Consider the following 18,727-nt stretch of genomic DNA (forward strand, 5'->3'; position numbering starts at 1 on the left):
GGACCCAATATGGCCTATCGTGTCCTGCTCAAGCCAGGCGTTCATGCATGGCGGCTGTTACTGATCGCAGCGTTGTTTGGGCTGATGGAGTGGTGCAGCTCGGTGGGGTGGGTCAATGCCAGGACAATGCCCCCGCCTTCCGAAATCATCACAAGCATGCTGGCTATTGCCAGAACGGAGCAGTTCAGACTGGATATTGCACGCACGGGGTGGGAACTGTTAGCGTCGACAAGCTACGGTGTTTCATCCGGTCTGGCCATTGGTACGATCTTCGCGCTCAACCGTACCAGCAGAATGGCGTTCGAGCCTTTCGTGGTCACACTCTACGCAATACCGCTGATCGTCTTTTATCCGGTCATGATGGTCGTTATGGGAATCGGAGCCGGGCCTGTCATCGCGATTACAGCCGTCATGGTTGCGGTACCCGTGGCCCTCAACACTGCTGTGGCAATCAGTTCAATCCATCCCCGATTCGTGAAGATGGCCCTGTCGGTAGGCTGTTCCCGTGCACGCACGCTGTTTCGCGTTGTGATTCCAGCCTCAGGTCCTGTCCTTTTTTCCGGTATCAAGCTTGGATTCATGTACGGCATCATCGGGGTGATCGGCATGGAGTTCATCCTGTCTGACTCAGGGATCGGATTCCGCATTGGTTACGAGTATGCGAACTTTGCCGTCAGAGCGATGTGGGGATACATCGGTTTTGTAGTTGTGCTTTCGATTGGCGCCGTTGCCATTCTCGAGAGCATCGAACGATGGTTGCGGAAGGATCTAACGGGACATGGGAGCGCCTGATGAAAGCTTTTACAGAGGAATCCAAGCCGCGGTGGTGGCGCATTCGATTTCTTCAGGTGATGCTCCCGGTTGTACTGCTGCTTATCTGGCATTTCGCAGCCCTGCGTTCCCCACTGGTGCCAGCCCCGCTGGCAACGCTCGACGCGGGATGGCAGCCTGTTGCGAGCGGCGAGATCTGGGTAAGCCTGATTAATACAATCTGGCCGGTGATTGCGGGATTTGCAGCGGCTGCGACCATCGGTACGCCGCTGGGAATGCTGCTGGGTCGCTTCGAAACCGCAAGGCGGATTGCCGCGCCCATCATCACGGCGCTGTTTTCGATCCCTCGAATCGTTGTTTATCCGGTCTTGATGATTGCTTTCGGCGCGGGACTGAGTTCGAAGATCTGGCTGGCCGGTATAGGCGCAGTTTTCCCGATCCTCCTAACTACGATCGCTGCGTCCCGACTGGTGCCTGAACGTCTGATCAGAATGGCAAGAGCTTTCGGATGCAGCCCAGCAAGGATCTTCTGGTCGGTCTTTTTGCCGGCATGTCGGCCAGCCCTCGTCGCTGCCCTGCGCATTGGTGTCAGCGTCGCCTTCGTAACGGTGGTCATTGCCGAGATGTTTGCAACCGATGAAGGCTTAGGTGTCGTCGTGCAGAAGGCCTATGCGTTGCGGCAGTACGACCTCATGTTTGGCACCGTGGCTCAGTTGACCTTCATTGCACTGATTATCCACATTGCCTTTGGCATGTTCGAGCGACGTCGCCAGTGAAACAGAGCGCATGCTTCGCCCCGTCTTTTTCGCCCAGTCCCCAGAAAAGTAAGGAGAATCACATGTTGTACACCTGCGCGCACACTCCCGAGGGTATCGGGTACGAGATGCTGAATGCGTTGTCACCTTGGCGTAAGGCCCCATTGCCCGTGCTATTCCAGCATGGGCTTGGCGCGAATAGATCGGCCTGGGCGCCCTGGTGGGGCCGTATTCTCGGCTCAAGGTCGGTCGTAGGCATCGATCTTCGAGGGCATGGAAGTTCGGGCGACGCCGACATTGAAGCCTTCACGGTGGAGCGCATTGGTGCTGATATTATCGACGTGCTCGATCGGCTCGATATCGAGCGCGTTCACTACGTCGGCGAGTCATTCGGCGGTACCATGGGCCTATATCTCGCCGCCATGCATCCCGACCGTATCGCGACTGTGACGGCCTGTTCTACGCCCTACAAGGGTGCCTGGATCAACAACGCGTCGCATTGGAAGCCCATCCTGGATTCTGGGAACATGGAGGAGTGGTCGAGGCAGATCACCGCCGGGCGCTTCCTTGATACGTACTCAGACACGGAATTTCTTGCGTGGCTTCACGCGGCGCAAGTTACGGTGCGCCCACAAACCGTCTGGCGCATCGTCGAAGTGTTGCTTCAGGCGGACCTGGAACCTGTACTCGGGCGAATCAAGTGTCCGGTGCTGAACATCATGGGCAACAGCCCGTTCGTGGATCCACGAAATCCGCAGAACCTGTCCTCGCATGTTCCTCAGGTGGAGAACATCAAAATCCCAGGTACCAGGCACGGCATCATCATGTCTCATTGGAAGGAGTGCTCGTCCGCCAGTTTTGATTTTATGGATCGATGGGAGAACACTATGGCGGCCGGGTGATTCCCTCTCGGGTGGCGGACAGATGACGCCGATAAGCTTTCGACAGGTATCTTGACCGTGGCGGCTCCTACCTGTCTGCCACCGATATGTAGCCCGCGGGCCGGAAGAATCGTTGCCTCCGTAGACAGTCAATGGTCCTAGGCTGACGGTGCCGACTCCAAACGAGGGCTTTCCTGCCAGGTCGGCATGGTACGGCCCATCGATTTGCCGACGGTGAACGGCAGTTGCTTCACGGGATGAATGGATACACCGACTGACCGAAACTGGCAAAAGATGGTCTGCTCTGGAGATTGTGGCTGTCGGCGCGAGATCGCTGGAGACGGGTAGTCGAGCTGGGTTCGACCAAATAGAGATTCCAAAGCATAACGCGCCTCCATTCGGGGCGCGCCGCGGGGCCCGTTCATCCTTTACTTTGGACGGGAGGCGGGCCCGTTTCGCCGGCAAACAAACGATGTAAATTGCAGCGCGGGGACATGCGCAACTTGGAGCCACAATGCAGGCAACCAACCTCAAGGTGCGACAGGCAGCCGTTGTCGGCCTGTTGTTCATGTACATATTCATCAATTTCGCGGACAAAGCTGTCCTCGGAATTGTCGCAGTTCCAATGATGCGTGAGCTACATCTAACGCCGGCCCAGTTCGGCATGGTCGGCAGCAGTTTCTTTCTGCTTTATTCGGTGTCCGGTATTGGCTTTGGCTTTCTCGCAGATCGCCTCAAAACCAAGACTTTACTGACTTTGCTGGCGCTCATCTGGGCATTGAGTCAATTTCCGATCGCATGGTGGCCGTCCGTTACGGTGCTTATCGCATGCCGCGTTCTCCTCGGGGTCGGCGAAGGCCCTGCGTTTCCCCTCGCCGTGCATGCGGCTTACAAGTGGTTTCCTGACAAGCGGCGCAACGTAATCACTGCGGTCCTGGCCCAAGGCGGACCAACAGGGTTCGTCGTTGCGGCGCCGATTCTAACGCTGATAACCGTGAACTTCGGATGGCGAACCGCATTCGTCGTGCTTGGCGCGGCCGGGCTGGTCTGGCCAATACTCTGGTTTTTCATCGGTGCTGAAGGCCAGCATGATAAATCTGTATTGCAGGAAAGTGCCCAACTGGGCGCGAACGAATGTGGCAAGATACCGTACCGGCGGCTGCTGCTCGACCGGACGATGATCGGAACGATGATCGCAGGCTTTGCCGCGTACTGGATTCTGGTGATGGGATTCACGTGGTTGCCGCCCTATGTCCACATAGGCCTCGGTTACAGCATGGTAAACACCGGATGGCTGGTGTCAGTCATCATGGCGTGCAGCATTCCGCTTCAATTGGGTACCGCATGGTTCTCCCAGCGGTGCCTGAAAAAGGGCATATCCTCAAGAGTTGCCCGGGGCAGCATTTTCGGCGGTTTTGTTGTGTTCGGGGGATTGTTCATTTCGACTGCGGTAACGTTCGAACTCGTGCCGTTTATCAGAATTATTTTCCTCGGGCTCGGTTGCACGCTTCCGCTCGTTGCATTTTCGATTGGACCAGCGATCATCGGTGAGATAAGTCCGAGTTCGCAACGCGGCGCCCTTCTGTCGGTGAATATTTCCGTCATGACCTCTGCGGGGCTATTCGCTCCATCGGTCACAGGGTGGATTGTGCAAACAGCGCCAACGCCTGCTCTAGGATATATGTACGGATATTTGTGTGCCGCGGGTATATTGATTCTCGGCGGCTTGATTTCGCTGGTGTCGATCGATCCTGCCGGAAGTCGGGCCAATCTTCTGGGGAGTCGGCCGATCGACACCAAGTTAGCCTTTCACGAATGATCAAGCGCGATGCACCGCGAACGATAGAAGAGTAACCGCAGCATTGCGAAGATAGCTTCTGCTACTCCCTCAATATCAGACCACGCCCGGACTCAAATACGCCGTCTTGACCGTCGTGTAGAACTCGCGCGTGTAACTACCCTGCTCACGCGGGCCATAACTCGAACCCTTGCGCCCGCCAAACGGCACGTGATAGTCAACACCCGCAGTTGCCGTGTTCACCATCACCATGCCGGCCTGCACGTGGCGGCGGAAATGGCTCGCATACTTCAACGACGTCGTGCAGACGCCCGCTGAAAGCCCGAATTCCGTGTCGTTGGCAACGGTGAGCGCCTTGTTGTAGTCCTTGACCTTGATGACCGACGCCACCGGACCAAACACTTCCTCACGGTTGATGCGCATGTCCGGCATCGTATCGGTGACCAGCGCAGGCGACAGGAAATAGCCACGCGTCCCCCGCTCGACCGCTCGACCCCCCCCCGCCGAACGCGGTGCCGCCCTCTTCCCGCGCAATCGCAACGTATCGCTCGTCCAGCTGGAGCTGCTTGTCGTCGACGACCGGGCCGATATGCGTGCAGTCAGAGAGCGCATGTGAGAGTGATCGGCGCTTTGTCCGTGGTTGGCCTCGTCAGCTGCTCTTTCTGGTGGTTGTCGGGTCAGGAGGCGGAGATACCGTCATCGATCGCGATGCCGTGACCGGTGACCGTCTCCGATTCGTCCGATGCCAACCACAGGGCTGTCGTCGCGACCTCCTCCGGCTCGGTCAAGCCTCGCAGACGACACTTGCGGCGCTTGCGAAGGAGATCGGGCTGAGTCCGCAGCAGCCTCTCACCCTGTCGGTCCTTGCTATGGCCGGAGCCAGTGTGTTGACGCGGATGCGGTGCTGGGCGTATTCAACTGCCATCGAGCGGGTGATAGCCGAAATGCGCGGCCATTCTTTCCTCCAACAGTTGCGCGATCAAGGTCAGTTGCGGGCCCATTTCGCGCTCTAGGCGCACGCGCGGCATGCGCGAAGTGCGGCCTATGCACGATAGTACCCAGGGTGGGCGCCCCGGAATGCGAATCGGCGTACTCGCCGAACTTAATTCCGGCACCCATTCGCCCGGCGAAATGCAAAACCCGAGGTCATGCACTTGAGAGATTTTTTCCGCAATCCGCCGTCGCTGGGCAGTCCACTCACGCCCTGCCCTGCGCGCCAACGTTTCCTGCAAATAAGCGCGCTCTTGCTCGGGCAGCGCGGCCAGCAACGCTGCCCCCGCCACGGAGGCGGCGAGGCTCATCCGTGTGCCGGGCGTCATGTCCAGCGCGAGCATCGCCTGGCCCCCGAGAAAGCTTTCCACCACCACCACGTCGAGTCTGTCGCGCTTGCCCAGTGTCACATAAGTATCTGTGGATTCAGCGAACCTGCGCATCTCTTCACCCGCCACACTCTGTATTTCACCGTCAGCAATCGCCGCGTATCCTAGTCCCAGCGCAGCCGCCGCTAAGCGGTATTTGCGCCGTGCAGCATCATGTTGCACATAACCTAGTGCCACCAGGGACCGCAGTAGTCGCGAGACAGTCGGAGGCGCCAAACCGGTTAGCAGCGCGATCTCCTTGTTACCTTTCCAGAGCTGTTCGCGTCCGACGGCCGCCAATATGGCCAGACCCCGCGCAAGCGGCAAAACCAACGTGTCGCTATCTCCTTCTCGCGCACGCTGCGGCGGCCTCGGCCCGGAATCACCCGCTTTGAATTGGCTGTGATGGCCTCTTGGCCGCACGGCGAAAGATGGGTGTCCCATTGGATCTCCTAACTTCTGCTTGGCCTCATAGACCACGTTTGTGTCTCTACTCTGCGGGCCGGAGTGGACCGTAACAAACGTTTCCTTCCAACAAACTTGGCACGCGGATTGGGGTCGTCTCTTTGGCAGTAGCTTGCCCGCACGACGGCGGCGCTGTGCGCGATCTTTTCTCGGCGATGCTTAGCGTGACCGCTCCGGCGTCGCAGCTTTCCTTCACGGAAACCTCCAGACCGTGAGCGAGTCGGGTAAGGTCGTGTCGAGGAAGCCGGAGTTTTTCGCTGCAAGCGAAGCAAGGGACCTCCTCTCGACCGAAAATTGAAGCGCTGCTCACGGCGCGTTGTCCCTCCTATTGATCTCTTTCATAGGGCGACACCATTACTCCCATTAAATCGACGTCGCTCGCTGACGAAAAGGAGAAAGCACGATCTTTTCCGTACTTTGAATGGAGTTTTCTGCACAAACGGTGGGCAGGGGACGGCGTATACTTTTAGGCGCTGACACCCGTTGCAGCCCGTTGTTCTATCCGGATTTCCTTCCGGCTCACCAATCAGCCGTGCACATCCCGCGCAGCGTGGATCGCATTGACGAACCAGGAAGAGCGATGTCTGACTCCCCTATACCCGCCACTATGACGCTGAAGCGCGGGTTGGATTTGCTGCGCGCCTTCCGCGCCGAGAGGACGCCGCTTACCAACGCTGAACTCGTGCGACGCACGGGCCTATCGCGCTCTAGTGTGTCACGCCTCACGATTACGTTGGTTAAACTAGGCTACTTACGCCGCGTCTCGGGGGGGCGGGCACTCGAGTTATCGGTTGGCGGCTTGAGCATCGGCACCGATTATGCGAGAAGTAACCCCGTCACGCAGCGCGTCCATCCAGTCATGCAACGCCTTGCCGATCGGCTCGACGTGAGCGTGGCACTCGCAGTGCCCGACAGACTCGATATGCTCTATATCGCCTGCCGCACCAGCGCGCAGATCTCCACGCTGCGGCTCGAAGTAGGCTCGCTGCTTCCCATGGGGCGTACAGCAATCGGGAGAGCTTGGCTCTGGGCGTTGCCCGCATCCGAACGACGACGCTACATACAGGGCCTGTTAGAGGCCGCCGGTCCGGAGGCTGATGACCTGTGGCAGCGAATCAAACGAGACTTTGACCAGATAGATTCCACCGGCGCGTGCATTACCGTGGGTGAATATCAGCGCAATGCCTACGGCATCGCACTGCCAGTGCGACTTGGACGGTCCCAGACGCTGATGGCGATGAGTTGTGGCGGGGTAGGACTGGCGTTGGACATTGCGGCGATCCGCAACTGCATTGCGCCGGAACTCAAGCGCGCCTCCCGGGAAATAACGACGCTACTGCGCAATGTGGATGCAGAGCCGTGACCTGCCGTTTTATACGCGGCTCCCCTGAGTACGAGATCCTCATTTCCTCTGTCCCGAAAGCCTACGACGGCGACCACTAGCCGTAACCCGCAGCCTGGAGCGAAGGGGAACACCAAAGCTTGCGCGGGATGCTGGGTTCGCGGCTCCTGCACTTGGGACCGGACATCTTCTTGGGCGGTCGTCTGCATCGCCCCACTTCGGTAATGACGCTCTCGAGTCCAACAGAGCGGTCGGCCCCAAATATCGCCCTCCCGGCTGATTCCCGACCGCTTAAAGCAGTTCATGTGTATTCGCAGCGCCGGTGCGGAGTCCAATAGCCCGGAAGCTCAGCGCCGCATCGGCGGGTCGACGTGTGGGGGCCGGGAATGCATGCGCCGCCTCCCGTCATCTGCCGCTGCCCGACAGGCAATGTACGTCAGGGCGACTTGCGGTTACGTTGCAGGCGCCCGGGCAGCGCGCCGGTGTGCTCGCCATTGCGGTAAGTCACTTGTCCGGCCACAAGCGTTGCCACGTAGCCATCTGCCGTCTGCACCAGGCGGCGGCCGCCCGCAGGCAAATCGAATACCGGCTTCGGTGCGTACAACGTCAATCTTTGGTAATCAATCACGTTGATGTCAGCCTTGAGCCCTTCCTTCAGTTCGCCGCGATCAGTCATTCCAATCGCCTTTGCATTGTCGCTCGTCAGGCGCTTTATGGCCCACTCGAGCGGAACCCGCCCCGATGCGCGGTCGCGGGTCCAATACGCCAGCAGGGTAGTCGGATAGCTGGAGTCACAAACCATGCCATAGTGCGCGCCACCGTCGCCGAGGGCGATCAGCGTATTTTCGTCGGTGATCATCTTGCGCACCGCTTCCAGGTTTCCTTCGACCAGGTTAGACGCCGGGTTCAGCATCAGGGCGTTGCCCTCATCTTGCAATAGCAAGTCGTAGGCGACCTCGGCAGCGGTTGTGCCGGCCGCTTGCGCGATGTCGTTCAGCGTGTGGCCCGGCCCCGGTTCATAATTCGGCGGATTGCCCAACGGGAACGAAACCTCAAAGTTCGACACCAGGCGCACGTAGTGCGGATTCGAATGTGTGGGCTGCTCCGCGAGGATGGCCTTGCGGCGCTCGGGCTTGCGCATTTCGGCGACCCGTTGCGCCAGCGGCAGTTCGTGAATCGCCATGTAGCTAGGATGGAAACGGAAGGGATGCAGCGACAGCCCCAATCCGAACAACAGTCCGACTGGACGCGGGAACACCTGCGCTTTGATCGGCAAGCCCTGATCTCGCGCCTCACGCGTGAGTGCGAGCAACTGGTCAGGCAATTCACGGCTCTCAGTCTTGTGCACCAGGGAATAGCTTACCGGCCGCCCCGATGCCGTCGCCAGCTTGCGAATCAGGCTCATGATGTCCTGTGCGGTACTGCCACCGAAGAAGCCATCGGTAAGCAGTTGGAACACTCCGCTGCCGGCCTGACGCAGGCCGGCAGCCAATGCGACCAACTCGTCCTCCTTCGCCTTGATTGAGGGTGCCAGCTGACCCTCGACCGTGCGATGCCCTTCATGCTGCGAAGTGCTGACTCCGAAGGCGCCAGCACGAATGGCATCACGCACGATCGCCGACATCTGACTCATTTCCTCGGGCGAGGCGGGCTGCCCCATTTCTCCACGCTCGCCCATGACATAGACGCGTACAGGGCTATGCCCCACCTGAGTGGCGACGTCGATGTCGAAGTGGCGTTGTTCCAACGAGTCAAGGTACTCGGGGAAGGTTTCCCAGTTCCAGGGAATACCCGCCGTCATTACTACTTCGGGGATGTCCTCCACCCCCTCCATCACGCGCACAAGGGTTTCACGTTCGTGCGGACGGCATGGAGCAAAGCCCACGCCGCAATTTCCCGTGACGACGGTGGTGACACCGTGACTCGACGAAGGGATCAACCGATTCTCCCAGGTCACCTGGCCGTCATAGTGGGTATGGATGTCGACAAATCCGGGAGTCACAATTAGCCCGCGCGCATCGATTTCCTCGCGCCCGCGCTGTGACACCGTACCAATGAACGCAATCTTCCCATCCTTAACTGCTACGTCGGCCTCGCGGGACGGGCCGCCGGTACCGTCGATCACCGTGCCACCACGTATCACCACGTCGAATTCGGTTGACATCACTTGTCTCCTTTCGTGTGCAACACTCAAAGCGACATCTTCGGCAGCACACAGGCGACAGACAACATGCGGCAGCGCATCGTTCCGTACTTCGAAGCCATACTCCGACGCAATCAGACTCGTTCCAAAGTACGGGACAGAGCCACGGGTCCTATTGGATTCCTGTGCGGTTTGCTCGCTAATAGGAACAAGACAAAGCCTATGCGGAGACAAACCGATGAGCCTCGACGCTGAAACTCGGACCTTCCTCGACAGGGTTGCCGCCAGCAATACCAAGCCACGCCATCTGATGACGCCAGAGGAGGCCCGCGCCGCCTTTAGCGGTTTGCGCTCCGTCGTCGCGCGCGGCCCGTACGTGCGCACTGTGCGCGACCTGAAGATCCCCGTGGAAGGTGCGGCCCTGCCCTGCCGTCTGTTCGTTCCGAGCGCAACGCCACGCGCTTTGCTGGTGTATTTTCATGGCGGCGGCTGGGTCGTTGGCAGTGTCGAGGAATTCGACGCGTTGTGCCGCGAAATCGCGGTGGGCGCCGATGTGGCGGTGGCTCTGGTCGAATATCGCAAGGCGCCCGAACACCGCTTTCCCGGCCCGGTGAATGACGCGTGTACGGCTGTCGCCTGGCTGCACGCATCTCGCGCGACACTCCTGGGATCCGAGCTGACGCTGGTTGTCGGTGGGGACAGCGCCGGGGCCAACCTTGCCATTGCCGTGACGTTGCAAACGCGGCGACTAGGCGGCCCCGCGTTGGCCGGTCAGCTCCTGATCTACCCGGTCACCGATTGCCGATTCGACCGACCGTCCTATGTCGATCGCGACAACCAATTGCTAACAAACCGCGACACCATGCAGTGGTACTGGTCGCACTACTTGCCCGACCCGTCCGAGCGGCTTTCTAGTTTGGCATCCCCGTGCCGCGAAGCCGATCTTTCCGGCCTGCCCGAGGCCATCGTCCTCACCGCCGAGCACGACGTGCTGCGCGACGAGGGCGAGGAGTACGCACAACGGCTGAAAGCGGCCGGTGTGGTCGTCCACCATTGGCGCGCGCCGCAACAAATGCATGGTTTTCTGATGATGTTGGGCTTACTGCCCGGCAGCCGTGATGGCCTGCAATTCGTTTGCGGGCAACTTCGACAGCTTACAGCCGCAGCATGAACCCGCATTTAGCGGCTTACCTCTTCACTTCCGATCCAGGAGTAGCCTGATGAGTCAAGAAGTCAAAATCGTCGACGCCGTAGTCATCGGCGCCGGCTTTGCAGGGCTTTATGCCATTAAGCGCCTGCGCGATGCAGGTTTTTCGGTGCAGGCATTCGAGGCCGGCGACGGCATTGGCGGCACGTGGTACTGGAACCACTACCCTGGCGCCCGCGTCGATCTGGAATGCTGGGATTATTCATATTCGTTCTCGTCCGAGCTGCAGGACGAATGGGAATGGAGCCAGCGGTATCCGTCGGCGCAGGAACTGATGGCTTATCTGGAGCACGTGGCCGACCGGTTCAAGCTGCGTCAGCAGATTCAGTTCAACACCCGCGTGGAGGCGGCTGAATTTATCGAAGCGGACAACCTCTGGCTTGTGCGCACTTCAGATGGCAAGACTCGGAAAGCCCGCTTCCTGGTGCCAGCCACGGGAGGACTTTCAGTGCCCAAGCCGCCAGAAATACCCGGCATTGAGACCTTCAGGGGCGAGGCATACCACACCGGCCGCTGGCCGCGGCAAGAACCCACCTACGAGGGAAAACGCATCGGAGTGATAGGCACCGGCTCCTCGGGCGTCCAGGTGGTCCACTCCTTGGCCGGTAAGTGCAAACATCTCACGGTGTTCCAGCGCACCGCGGTGTTCGTCGTGCCGGCCAAGAACCACCCGCTCACACTCGAGATGCGCCAGCGCGCGCGCGCTACGTATGCGGAGCGCCGCAGCTTGAGCCGTATCACGCGCTTCGGCATTCCGGCACCAATGGCGAACGAGTCCGCGCTGGACGCTACGCCGGAGGAACGCCGTGCCAAGTTCGAGAACGCGTGGATCAACAGCCAATTGCTTGGGTTCCGCCAATGCTACGGTGACATTCTCGCCAACGACGAATCCAACGAAATGGTGGCTGAGTTTATCCGCAGCAAGATCCGCGAGATTGTCAAGGATCCGGAGACCTCCCGGAAGCTGCTGCCCTATGGTTTCCCTTTCGGCACCAAGCGTCCCTGTCTCAGTGACACCTACTATAGCGTCTTCAATCGCGACGACGTATCACTGGTCGATTTGAAGTCCACCCCCATCGTTCGCATCGTTCCTAAGGGCGTCGAGACCAGCGAGGGACTGATTGAACTCGATATGCTGATCTACGCCACCGGCTACGACGCTTTCACTGGTGCGCTGTCGCACATCGACGTGCGCGGTGTCGGCGGTCGCAAGCTCTCCGATAAGTGGGCCGCTGGTGCCAAGACCTATTTGGGGCTGGTCGCGGAAGGATTTCCCAACCTTTTTACCGTCACCGGCCCCGGCAGCCCGGGCCCGCTGGCCAACATGGCCATGAGCATCGAGCAGCACGTCGATTGGATCGCGGACTGCATGACCTATCTGCGCGCAAACCGTATCACTCGGATCGATGCCGACAAGGGCGCCGAAGAGAACTGGATGCAGCATGTGCAAGACGTCGTGTCGCGCACGCTCTACGAAAAAGCAAATTCTTGGTATCGCGGCGCCAATGTGCCCGGCAAGCCGCAACTCTTCCTACCCTACCTTGGCGGACATGGCAATTACCGAAAGAAGTGCGAGGAGGTTGCCGCTGCGGGCTATCTCGGATTCGTGCTGACCCGTGAGACAACTGCGACGGGTATGGCGGATAAGGCCGCATCGCGAATCGCAGCGGCGGGTCTTGCGGGAGGTGCCGTATGACGGTCGCACAAGCACGGCTGGCCGGCAAAGTTGCCTACATTACGGGCGCCGGCAGCGGAATTGGTCGCGCCGCCGCGCAGCGCTTTGCTCTTGAAGGCGCGCGCGTGGTAATCGCCGAATTCAATGAAGCGTTGGGGCTCAGTTGCGCGGACGCTATCCAGGCCACGGGCGGTCAGGCTTTCTACGTCAATACCGACGTGACGAATGAAGACAGTGTGCGCACCTCGATCATGGCCGCAACCGCGCACTGGGGGCGTCTCGACGTGCTCTACAACAACGCCGGTGGATCCACCTCCGTCGATGCGCAGGTTACTGATTGTCCGGTCGATGAATTCTGGCGCGCGATTCGTCTCGATCTGTTTGGCACGTGGGTGACATGCAAATACGGGATCGCGGCGTTGATGCGCAACGGCGGCGGGTCGGTAATTAATAGCAGCTCGGTCTTCTCATTGGTGGGGACCCGCGGCAAGGACGCCTACACGGCGGCCAAGGGCGGCATTTCGGCCATCACGCGTTCGATGGCAGTGGAATACGCTCCGCACCGCATCCGCGTCAACGCGCTGGCCCCCGCCGTAACAATGACCGAGAGGGTTAAGAGCCTGCTGCAGACCCAGCCAGATCTGCTTAACAAGACCTGCGAGCGTCAACTGCTAGGCCTAACCGAGCCGGAGGAAATCGCGACGATGGCCGTTTGGCTGGCATCGGACGAATCGAAGACAGTCACAGGTCAGGTGATCGCGATCGATGGCGGCATGTCCGCCTCCTGACCCGACAACAAGTACCGACAAGAGCAACGAAGGAGGCGTGGCATCAGCAAACCACCGATCATGCTCGTATCGACGGTACGGGCGGCTTACGGCGACATGAACGACGGACGGAGGATCCGCAGCCTACGCTCGCCGGACTGAGCGGGCGCGGCTGCAACATCAGCAATCGACCAGAAAGCGGCGTATCGGCGGGTACGTTACGTTGAATACAAGCACGATGACCGCAATCCGCAGCGGTCTCTCTTAAAGCGCACCGGCAATCCCCGAGACGTTTTTTCTGGGGTTATGCTGCAATCGGCCCTCCAGCGGATGCTTATGGTAAGTGGCTCCGGCTCTGGCCGGTGGATCTCTCTTCGGCCCGTGAGATCGTAGGAATCACGCACGACGCTGCCCCTCGGCGCGCGATGCCCGCTTCTGCCAGCAGCTAGGAGGGGTACCGAACATATACCTAACGCGTTCCGCGGCCCGGTTCAATGCACTTGTTGGTTGCCTTCAGCATGGTCGCTCTCCATGCAGCGCACCGCTCAGGCGCATTCAACACGAGGTTTGTGCTTGCCCGGTTCAATACCCTCCAGTCCGCAATCCGTCGTGCGACAGTTGATAGTGAAGCCAAGATGGCAGAACAGCGCATCGCACTGACCGTCGTGCCAGTCGACGTGGCTCCGCGATCGGGACGAAGACGGGTAGAACGTCAACCGAGCGATCGACAGCACTGTGCTGATAGGCTCTGCACGATTCACCCGACCGGTGACCATCAATGAAAGCGATCAACACTCTTCTGCGGTCGCGTTCGGCCCGCGCGAAATACGCTGACGCCTTGCCAGCCCGGAAGCGCCCCGGCATTCGAACCTCGTAGTTCTCGACGGACTGTGCGAGCGGTAGAACGTCGAACAATGCGACCAACTGCGTGTACGTCACCGTTACGCGCCCCGCAGATACAACAAAGTATCTCTTATCGAATACGCGAGCGCGGCAATGCCGCGCAGCGCTGCGACAATCTTTTCCTCAAATCTGAATGACTAAGCAGCGTTCAGCGCCCCATTTGCTTTCCGCTCTTCGAGCAGCCTGCGATAATGCTTCAAGCTCGAGAACAGCAACCAGCACGCAATGACCGATGCGATCGGACAGACGATCGCGATCGAAGATCCGACCATCTTCGGATCCTGGAAGACTTTGTCCGTCATGAGCGCGATCGATGTCGGGCCCAGGCCGAATCCGATTGATTGACTTGAGAAGGTGTAAAACGCCCCGACGGTGCCCCGCATGCGACTCGGGGTGGCCAGTTGTATGGTGGTTGGCATGATGCCGGTCGGAAGGCTGAAGAAAAAGACTGCGGCAGCCGTCACCGCCAGAGTACTCGTCACATCCGGCGTGAATGGCACCGCGGCGCAGCAGATCGCCGCAGCGATCATGGACCATGCCGCCGTACGCAGCAATGCGTCACTGCGGCCACGCTTTTCGAAAATCGCAGAGCTGATCCACGGCCCGATCAAGATACCGACGGTGGCGCAGATGATTACCACCACCCCAAATTGGAAACCGATGGTAGCCCGTGCCGCGCCGTGAACGCGAATAAGAAACGTAGGCAGCCACGCGGGCAAGCCCAGAATCACAATTGCGAACATACCGATGCTTAGGTAGAACCGCACGTAGAATCCGCGACGCGTCCAGATGAATGTCGCCGTTTCGCGGACCGTGTAAGGCCGGTCCGCGGCCTTCGGATGAGTTGCCTGCGAGCGAGTGGGCTCACGCACGGTTAAGAAGACGACGGCGGCAACCAGCAAGCCTGGTAGACCGATCAGGACGAACGCCATTTGCCATACGGCGAGCGTGTTCAGGATGGGTAGTAGGGTGCGCACGTTGTTCGCCAAGGCGAAAACAAGGCCGCCGACAACCAGCGAGACCCCGCTACCAACCAGCGGCGCGACGTGGAAGAGGCTTACCGCGCGCGGCATCCGTTGGGCGGAGAAATAATCCGCAATCAGAGAGTAACAAACAGGAATGATGCAAGCCTCGCTAGCCCCGACGAAAAAGCGAAAGGCGAACAGCTCTCCATAGCTTTCAGCGCGTCCGCATAGCGCGGTAAAAACACTCCACGCGCAAATGCCAGCCACAAGAACGTTGCGACGATTCGTGGTGTCGGCAAGGCGTCCGTAGATCGGAACGGCAATCAGATAGGCCGAGACGAACGCCGCGCCCTGCACCAGGCTTACTTGAGTATCGGTTATCTGCAGTGAGTGGCGAACAGGATCGACAAGCAGATTCAGCAGTTGGCGATCAATATAGGACAGCGCGCAAGCTACAGCCATGATGAACAGGGCGTACCAGGAGTAGGCGCTGTCAAGCACGGTGCCGCCTGACGATGCGTGTGAGAGCGGGCTGTCGACCGGGCTGCCGGCGGGTAAGGTATGCGTCGAATCTTTCATCGTCTCCTCCGAGCTCAACGGTTATTGTTTCGTGGCTTGAATTTGGCGCACCGGCAGCACGGATTGGCGTCCCGCAGCGCGAAAAATTTCCCACTCATAAAACGCGATAAACATCTGGACAACTACGCTATGCGATGCGCTATTTCGACAAACCGAACGAGCACCACGGTGTGAAGCGGCGGTTAGCGCTCGTTAGATCCGCCCTGTCACCGGCAGCAGCGCGCCCGTAATGGACCGGGCCGCATCCGACAGAAGAAACGCAATGGCCTGTGCGACGTCCTGCGGCGTCACCCATGCACTGAAATCGGCGTTCGGCATGTCCGCGCGGTTCTGCGGTGTATCGATGATGCTAGGCAGAACGGCATTGACGGCCACGTTGCGGTGCTTTATCTCGTCGGAAAGCGATTCGGTAAAGCGCGCGACCGCCGACTTGGCCGCCGCATAGGGCCCCATCCCTGTTGCGCCACGAACAGCGGCCGCCGCTCCAACATTGACGATCCGGCCACCGTCCTTCAGCAGGTACGGCAAAGCGGCCATCGATGCGGTCACACATGTCATCGCATTGATCTCGTACATGCGGTGCCATGCTGCTAGATCGCTGCTGCTCTCCAGGGTCTGCCACGTAAAGCCTCCCGCGACGTTTACGAGTCCATCGATCCGACCAAACTCCGCTGCGATCGCGCCCATCGCGATTTGCGTATCCGCGAGCGAGGCGAGATCGACGCGCCAAAAGTGCGCGCGGTTCGGTGCGTCTTCTTCAGCGATGTCGAGCAGCGCGGCTCTCGCCTTTTGACATAGCACTTCGGCCGTCACTGCGCGCCCGAGCTGCCCGAACGCGCCGGTAATGACGATGACTTTATCGTTGAGTGACATTCAATTTGTACCTTTTATCTTTGCAACGCTGTCGATGCGGGTGGATAAACGCGTACTCGTTGCTATTCCGGACCCGTACATGCTGTGCTCCGGTCGGGTCGCCTTGCGATACACGGGCAGTTCACGAATTCAACGATGTAGCCGACCGCGGCCTGCACAAGACGCCGGCCACCTGTGGTCGGATCGTGCGCCGCCGGCCCATCGAGCGTTCGATTCGCGTACTTGATAAGGTTGATGTCGGCGACTTTGTGTCCCTTACGACAACCTCGATGCCGATACGACAGTACGCCCGCCGTGGTGGTAAGGGCGCAATGCGACGATGGGCGCCGGCGGTTTTCACGACTGACTTCTACGTCAGAGTGCGCGTGAATGTCGAAGACGCCGGACCTCACCATTTGCCGCGCCGCGGCAATGTCCGCGATTACACGTCCGGAAATTCCTTCCGGGGCAGACATGTCTCCAAAGTCGGCTGCGCCGGCACCGCCATCGGCGCTCGCACCGGTCTGACCCGCCACGCCCCGAGAGGGCTCGTCCGATGCGAGGGGCGTATTCATCGTATCGCTACTCCTGTCATTTGCGACTCGTCTCCCAGCAATGATTGAAGCGCAGCAGGGCGATGGTCAAGGAGCATTCTTCTGCCGTTCCGCGAGATGAAATAGGACGCTACAGATGTCGTACTTGGGATTCGAGGCCGTCCATGCAAGCATATGCTGCGATACGCTTGTCTTTTTTTCCTGTCGTGTAGAACCTCACATGCACCGGCAGCTTGATCAAGTCCCTCAGTAAGTCACAACGATTATGATGATTTCCTACTCGCAACGTTTCGGTACCCGGCAAGTGAAAGCACAAACCGGCCTATTCGATTCCGATGCGGTCTCGGTAGGAAAGCCAGTAACCGTAAGACCGCGGCCACAAATGCCATTCAGGATCTGCCGACAATGCTTGTGCCGCATGCAGCGCCCAATGGGGATCGGTCAGCGCCTCGCGCCCGATCGCGACCAGGTCTGCGCTCCCATCTTGAAGGATCTCCTCCGCTTGCGGCCCGTCGAGGATAACGCCCACCGCCATCGTCGGAATGCCCGCCTTGCTGCGGATTGCTCTCGCATAGGGCACTTGAAAGCCTCGCCTTAGCTTGGATCTGTTCTTCGCAACATCCATGACAGAATTCGCCGAGCGGATGCCGCCCGAGGAACAGTCAATGACATCGACGCCGCGGGCTTTGAGCTCACGTGCTAGCACGCAACTGTCCTCTAAAGTCCACATCGAGCCGTCGTTGGGCGGCTCCGTAGCATCCACCGCCGACAGGCGAAAGAAAAGCGGTTTGCCAGCCGGCCATCGGGTGCGTACCGCCTGTGCAATTTTCAGCGCGATTCGCATGCGGCCTCGCATACCGCCTCCGTAGTCGTCCTGCCGGAAGTTAGTAAGGGGAGATAGGAATGAATGAATCAGGTATCCGTGCGCCGCATGGACCTCCAGCACGTCGAAGCCGGCCCGATCAGCGCGCTCGGCCGCCGCTGCGTACTTCTCGATGATCACGTCGATCTCGGCAGCCGTGAGTGCTCGCGGTTGGTGCCAACCCTGCAGTGTAGCGGTGGCCGAGGCGCTCACCGGCTGCCACGGAGCTTCCCCGCGCGCAGCCTCGGCCTCGCCAAGGGGACCGAGACCTTCCCAAGGTCGCTGACGGGATGCCTTCGGGCCGGCGTGATGAATCTGCGCAAGCGCGAGCGATCCGCGCTCATGGAGGAAATCAGTGATGCGGCGAAGCGGAGCGACGTGTTCATCTCCCCAAATGCCGCAATCCCCATAGGTGTTGCGCCCCAACGGGTCAATCATCAACGCCTCAGTGGACACCGTCCCGAACCCCCCGAGTGACCATTTCACAAGGTGCTGAAAGTGCCAATCCGTAGCAATGCCGTCTGGCCCAGTCATGTACATTTGCATGGGCGAGACGACGAGACGGTTGCGGAACATCACATCGCGCAGCCGGTATTCGGAGAACAGCGTGGGCGTTTTCGATTCCACTCGGGCATTCATAGGATCTGTTCGTCGGTAATTGGGGGATGTGTGATCTGCTCGCTTGCGCGTGCCGATCGAAATCTTTCGAATCGCGAGGGACCGGCGCCGGTTCATTGGCCGCGCTAAACGACCGAATCCGAGCGCAGAACAGCATGCGCAGGACTCCGTATGCTCCGCTATCAACGCTTGCTTTTCTCTCTCGAATTCCGTTGCAAACATCGTGAACATT

Annotated in this window: 14 protein-coding genes and 2 pseudogenes; 9 read left to right on the forward strand and 7 right to left on the reverse strand. The window is 59.5% G+C overall.

From position 1 onward, the window contains the following. Positions 1-9 precede the first annotated feature (9 nt). The 4 genes from HDG34_RS01180 (at position 10) to HDG34_RS01195 (ending at position 4,226) form a co-directional block, all read left to right on the forward strand. Positions 10-792 (forward strand): ABC transporter permease, encoded by a 783-nt coding sequence (locus HDG34_RS01180; protein WP_184057047.1) that lies wholly within the window; start codon positions 10-12, stop codon positions 790-792. Beyond that, positions 792-1,547, forward strand: a complete 756-nt coding sequence (locus tag HDG34_RS01185) for an ABC transporter permease (RefSeq protein ID WP_184057049.1) — start codon at positions 792-794, stop codon at positions 1,545-1,547. The genes HDG34_RS01180 and HDG34_RS01185 overlap by 1 nt, the downstream gene beginning before the upstream one ends. Positions 1,548-1,609: 62 nt before the next feature. Beyond that, on the forward strand, positions 1,610-2,428 hold the full coding sequence (locus tag HDG34_RS01190) for an alpha/beta fold hydrolase (RefSeq protein ID WP_184057051.1): 819 nt from the start codon (positions 1,610-1,612) through the stop codon (positions 2,426-2,428). 493 nt (positions 2,429-2,921) lie between these two features. Then, positions 2,922-4,226 (forward strand): MFS transporter, encoded by a 1,305-nt coding sequence (locus HDG34_RS01195; protein ID WP_184057052.1) that lies wholly within the window; start codon positions 2,922-2,924, stop codon positions 4,224-4,226. A gap of 75 nt (positions 4,227-4,301) precedes the next feature. Here the strand turns inward: HDG34_RS01195 and HDG34_RS01200 are convergent. The 3 genes and pseudogenes from HDG34_RS01200 to HDG34_RS01210 all read right to left on the reverse strand — a co-directional run. Next, a pseudogene (locus HDG34_RS01200) lies at positions 4,302-4,815 on the reverse strand (aldehyde dehydrogenase family protein); the annotation flags it as partial. A 67-nt stretch (positions 4,816-4,882) separates the two neighbouring features. Beyond that, the gene (locus HDG34_RS40030; protein WP_221308997.1) at positions 4,883-4,993 is read right to left on the reverse strand and encodes an SDR family oxidoreductase; all 111 of its coding nucleotides are present in this window, start codon (positions 4,991-4,993) and stop codon (positions 4,883-4,885) included. Positions 4,994-5,119: 126 nt separating this feature from the next. Beyond that, positions 5,120-5,896, reverse strand: a complete 777-nt coding sequence (locus HDG34_RS01210) for an IclR family transcriptional regulator (RefSeq protein ID WP_184057054.1) — start codon at positions 5,894-5,896, stop codon at positions 5,120-5,122. A 739-nt stretch (positions 5,897-6,635) separates the two neighbouring features. On the opposite strand from HDG34_RS01210, the pseudogene HDG34_RS39790 reads away from it, so the two are divergent. Both HDG34_RS39790 and HDG34_RS01215 read left to right on the forward strand, forming a co-directional pair. Further along, positions 6,636-6,782, forward strand: a pseudogene (locus HDG34_RS39790) (helix-turn-helix domain-containing protein); the annotation flags it as partial. Positions 6,783-6,827: 45 nt separating this feature from the next. Further along, the gene (locus HDG34_RS01215; protein ID WP_311734723.1) at positions 6,828-7,391 is read left to right on the forward strand and encodes an IclR family transcriptional regulator C-terminal domain-containing protein; all 564 of its coding nucleotides are present in this window, start codon (positions 6,828-6,830) and stop codon (positions 7,389-7,391) included. A gap of 415 nt (positions 7,392-7,806) precedes the next feature. Here the strand turns inward: HDG34_RS01215 and HDG34_RS01220 are convergent, their stop codons facing one another. Then, complete coding sequence (locus HDG34_RS01220) at positions 7,807-9,534, reverse strand: amidohydrolase family protein (protein ID WP_184057058.1); 1,728 nt, start codon at positions 9,532-9,534, stop codon at positions 7,807-7,809. 217 nt (positions 9,535-9,751) lie between these two features. Between HDG34_RS01220 and HDG34_RS01225 the strand changes: the two genes are divergently transcribed. The 3 genes from HDG34_RS01225 to HDG34_RS01235 are packed head-to-tail and all read left to right on the forward strand — an operon-like array spanning position 9,752 to position 13,183. Next, complete coding sequence (locus tag HDG34_RS01225) at positions 9,752-10,684, forward strand: alpha/beta hydrolase (RefSeq protein WP_184057060.1); 933 nt, start codon at positions 9,752-9,754, stop codon at positions 10,682-10,684. 49 nt (positions 10,685-10,733) lie between these two features. Continuing rightward, positions 10,734-12,416, forward strand: coding sequence for an NAD(P)/FAD-dependent oxidoreductase (locus tag HDG34_RS01230; RefSeq protein WP_184057062.1), 1,683 nt, complete (start codon positions 10,734-10,736; stop codon positions 12,414-12,416). Then, positions 12,413-13,183 carry an SDR family NAD(P)-dependent oxidoreductase gene (locus HDG34_RS01235; RefSeq protein WP_184057064.1) on the forward strand — a complete coding sequence of 257 codons (771 nt, stop codon included), beginning with the start codon at positions 12,413-12,415 and terminating at the stop codon, positions 13,181-13,183. Before HDG34_RS01230 ends, HDG34_RS01235 begins: the two co-directional genes overlap by 4 nt. Positions 13,184-14,202: 1,019 nt before the next feature. Here HDG34_RS01235 and HDG34_RS01240 read toward each other — a convergent pair. From HDG34_RS01240 to HDG34_RS01250, 3 genes are all read right to left on the reverse strand, one after another. Beyond that, positions 14,203-15,609, reverse strand: coding sequence for an MFS transporter (locus HDG34_RS01240; RefSeq protein ID WP_184057066.1), 1,407 nt, complete (start codon positions 15,607-15,609; stop codon positions 14,203-14,205). A gap of 192 nt (positions 15,610-15,801) precedes the next feature. Then, positions 15,802-16,482, reverse strand: a complete 681-nt coding sequence (locus tag HDG34_RS01245; RefSeq protein WP_184057068.1) for an SDR family NAD(P)-dependent oxidoreductase — start codon at positions 16,480-16,482, stop codon at positions 15,802-15,804. A gap of 855 nt (positions 16,483-17,337) precedes the next feature. Then, positions 17,338-18,516, reverse strand: a complete 1,179-nt coding sequence (locus HDG34_RS01250) for an NADH:flavin oxidoreductase/NADH oxidase (protein ID WP_184057071.1) — start codon at positions 18,514-18,516, stop codon at positions 17,338-17,340. Positions 18,517-18,727 lie beyond the last annotated feature (211 nt).

This window comes from Paraburkholderia sp. HC6.4b (assembly GCF_014200875.1).
Classification (GTDB): Bacteria; Pseudomonadota; Gammaproteobacteria; order Burkholderiales; family Burkholderiaceae; genus Paraburkholderia; species Paraburkholderia tuberum.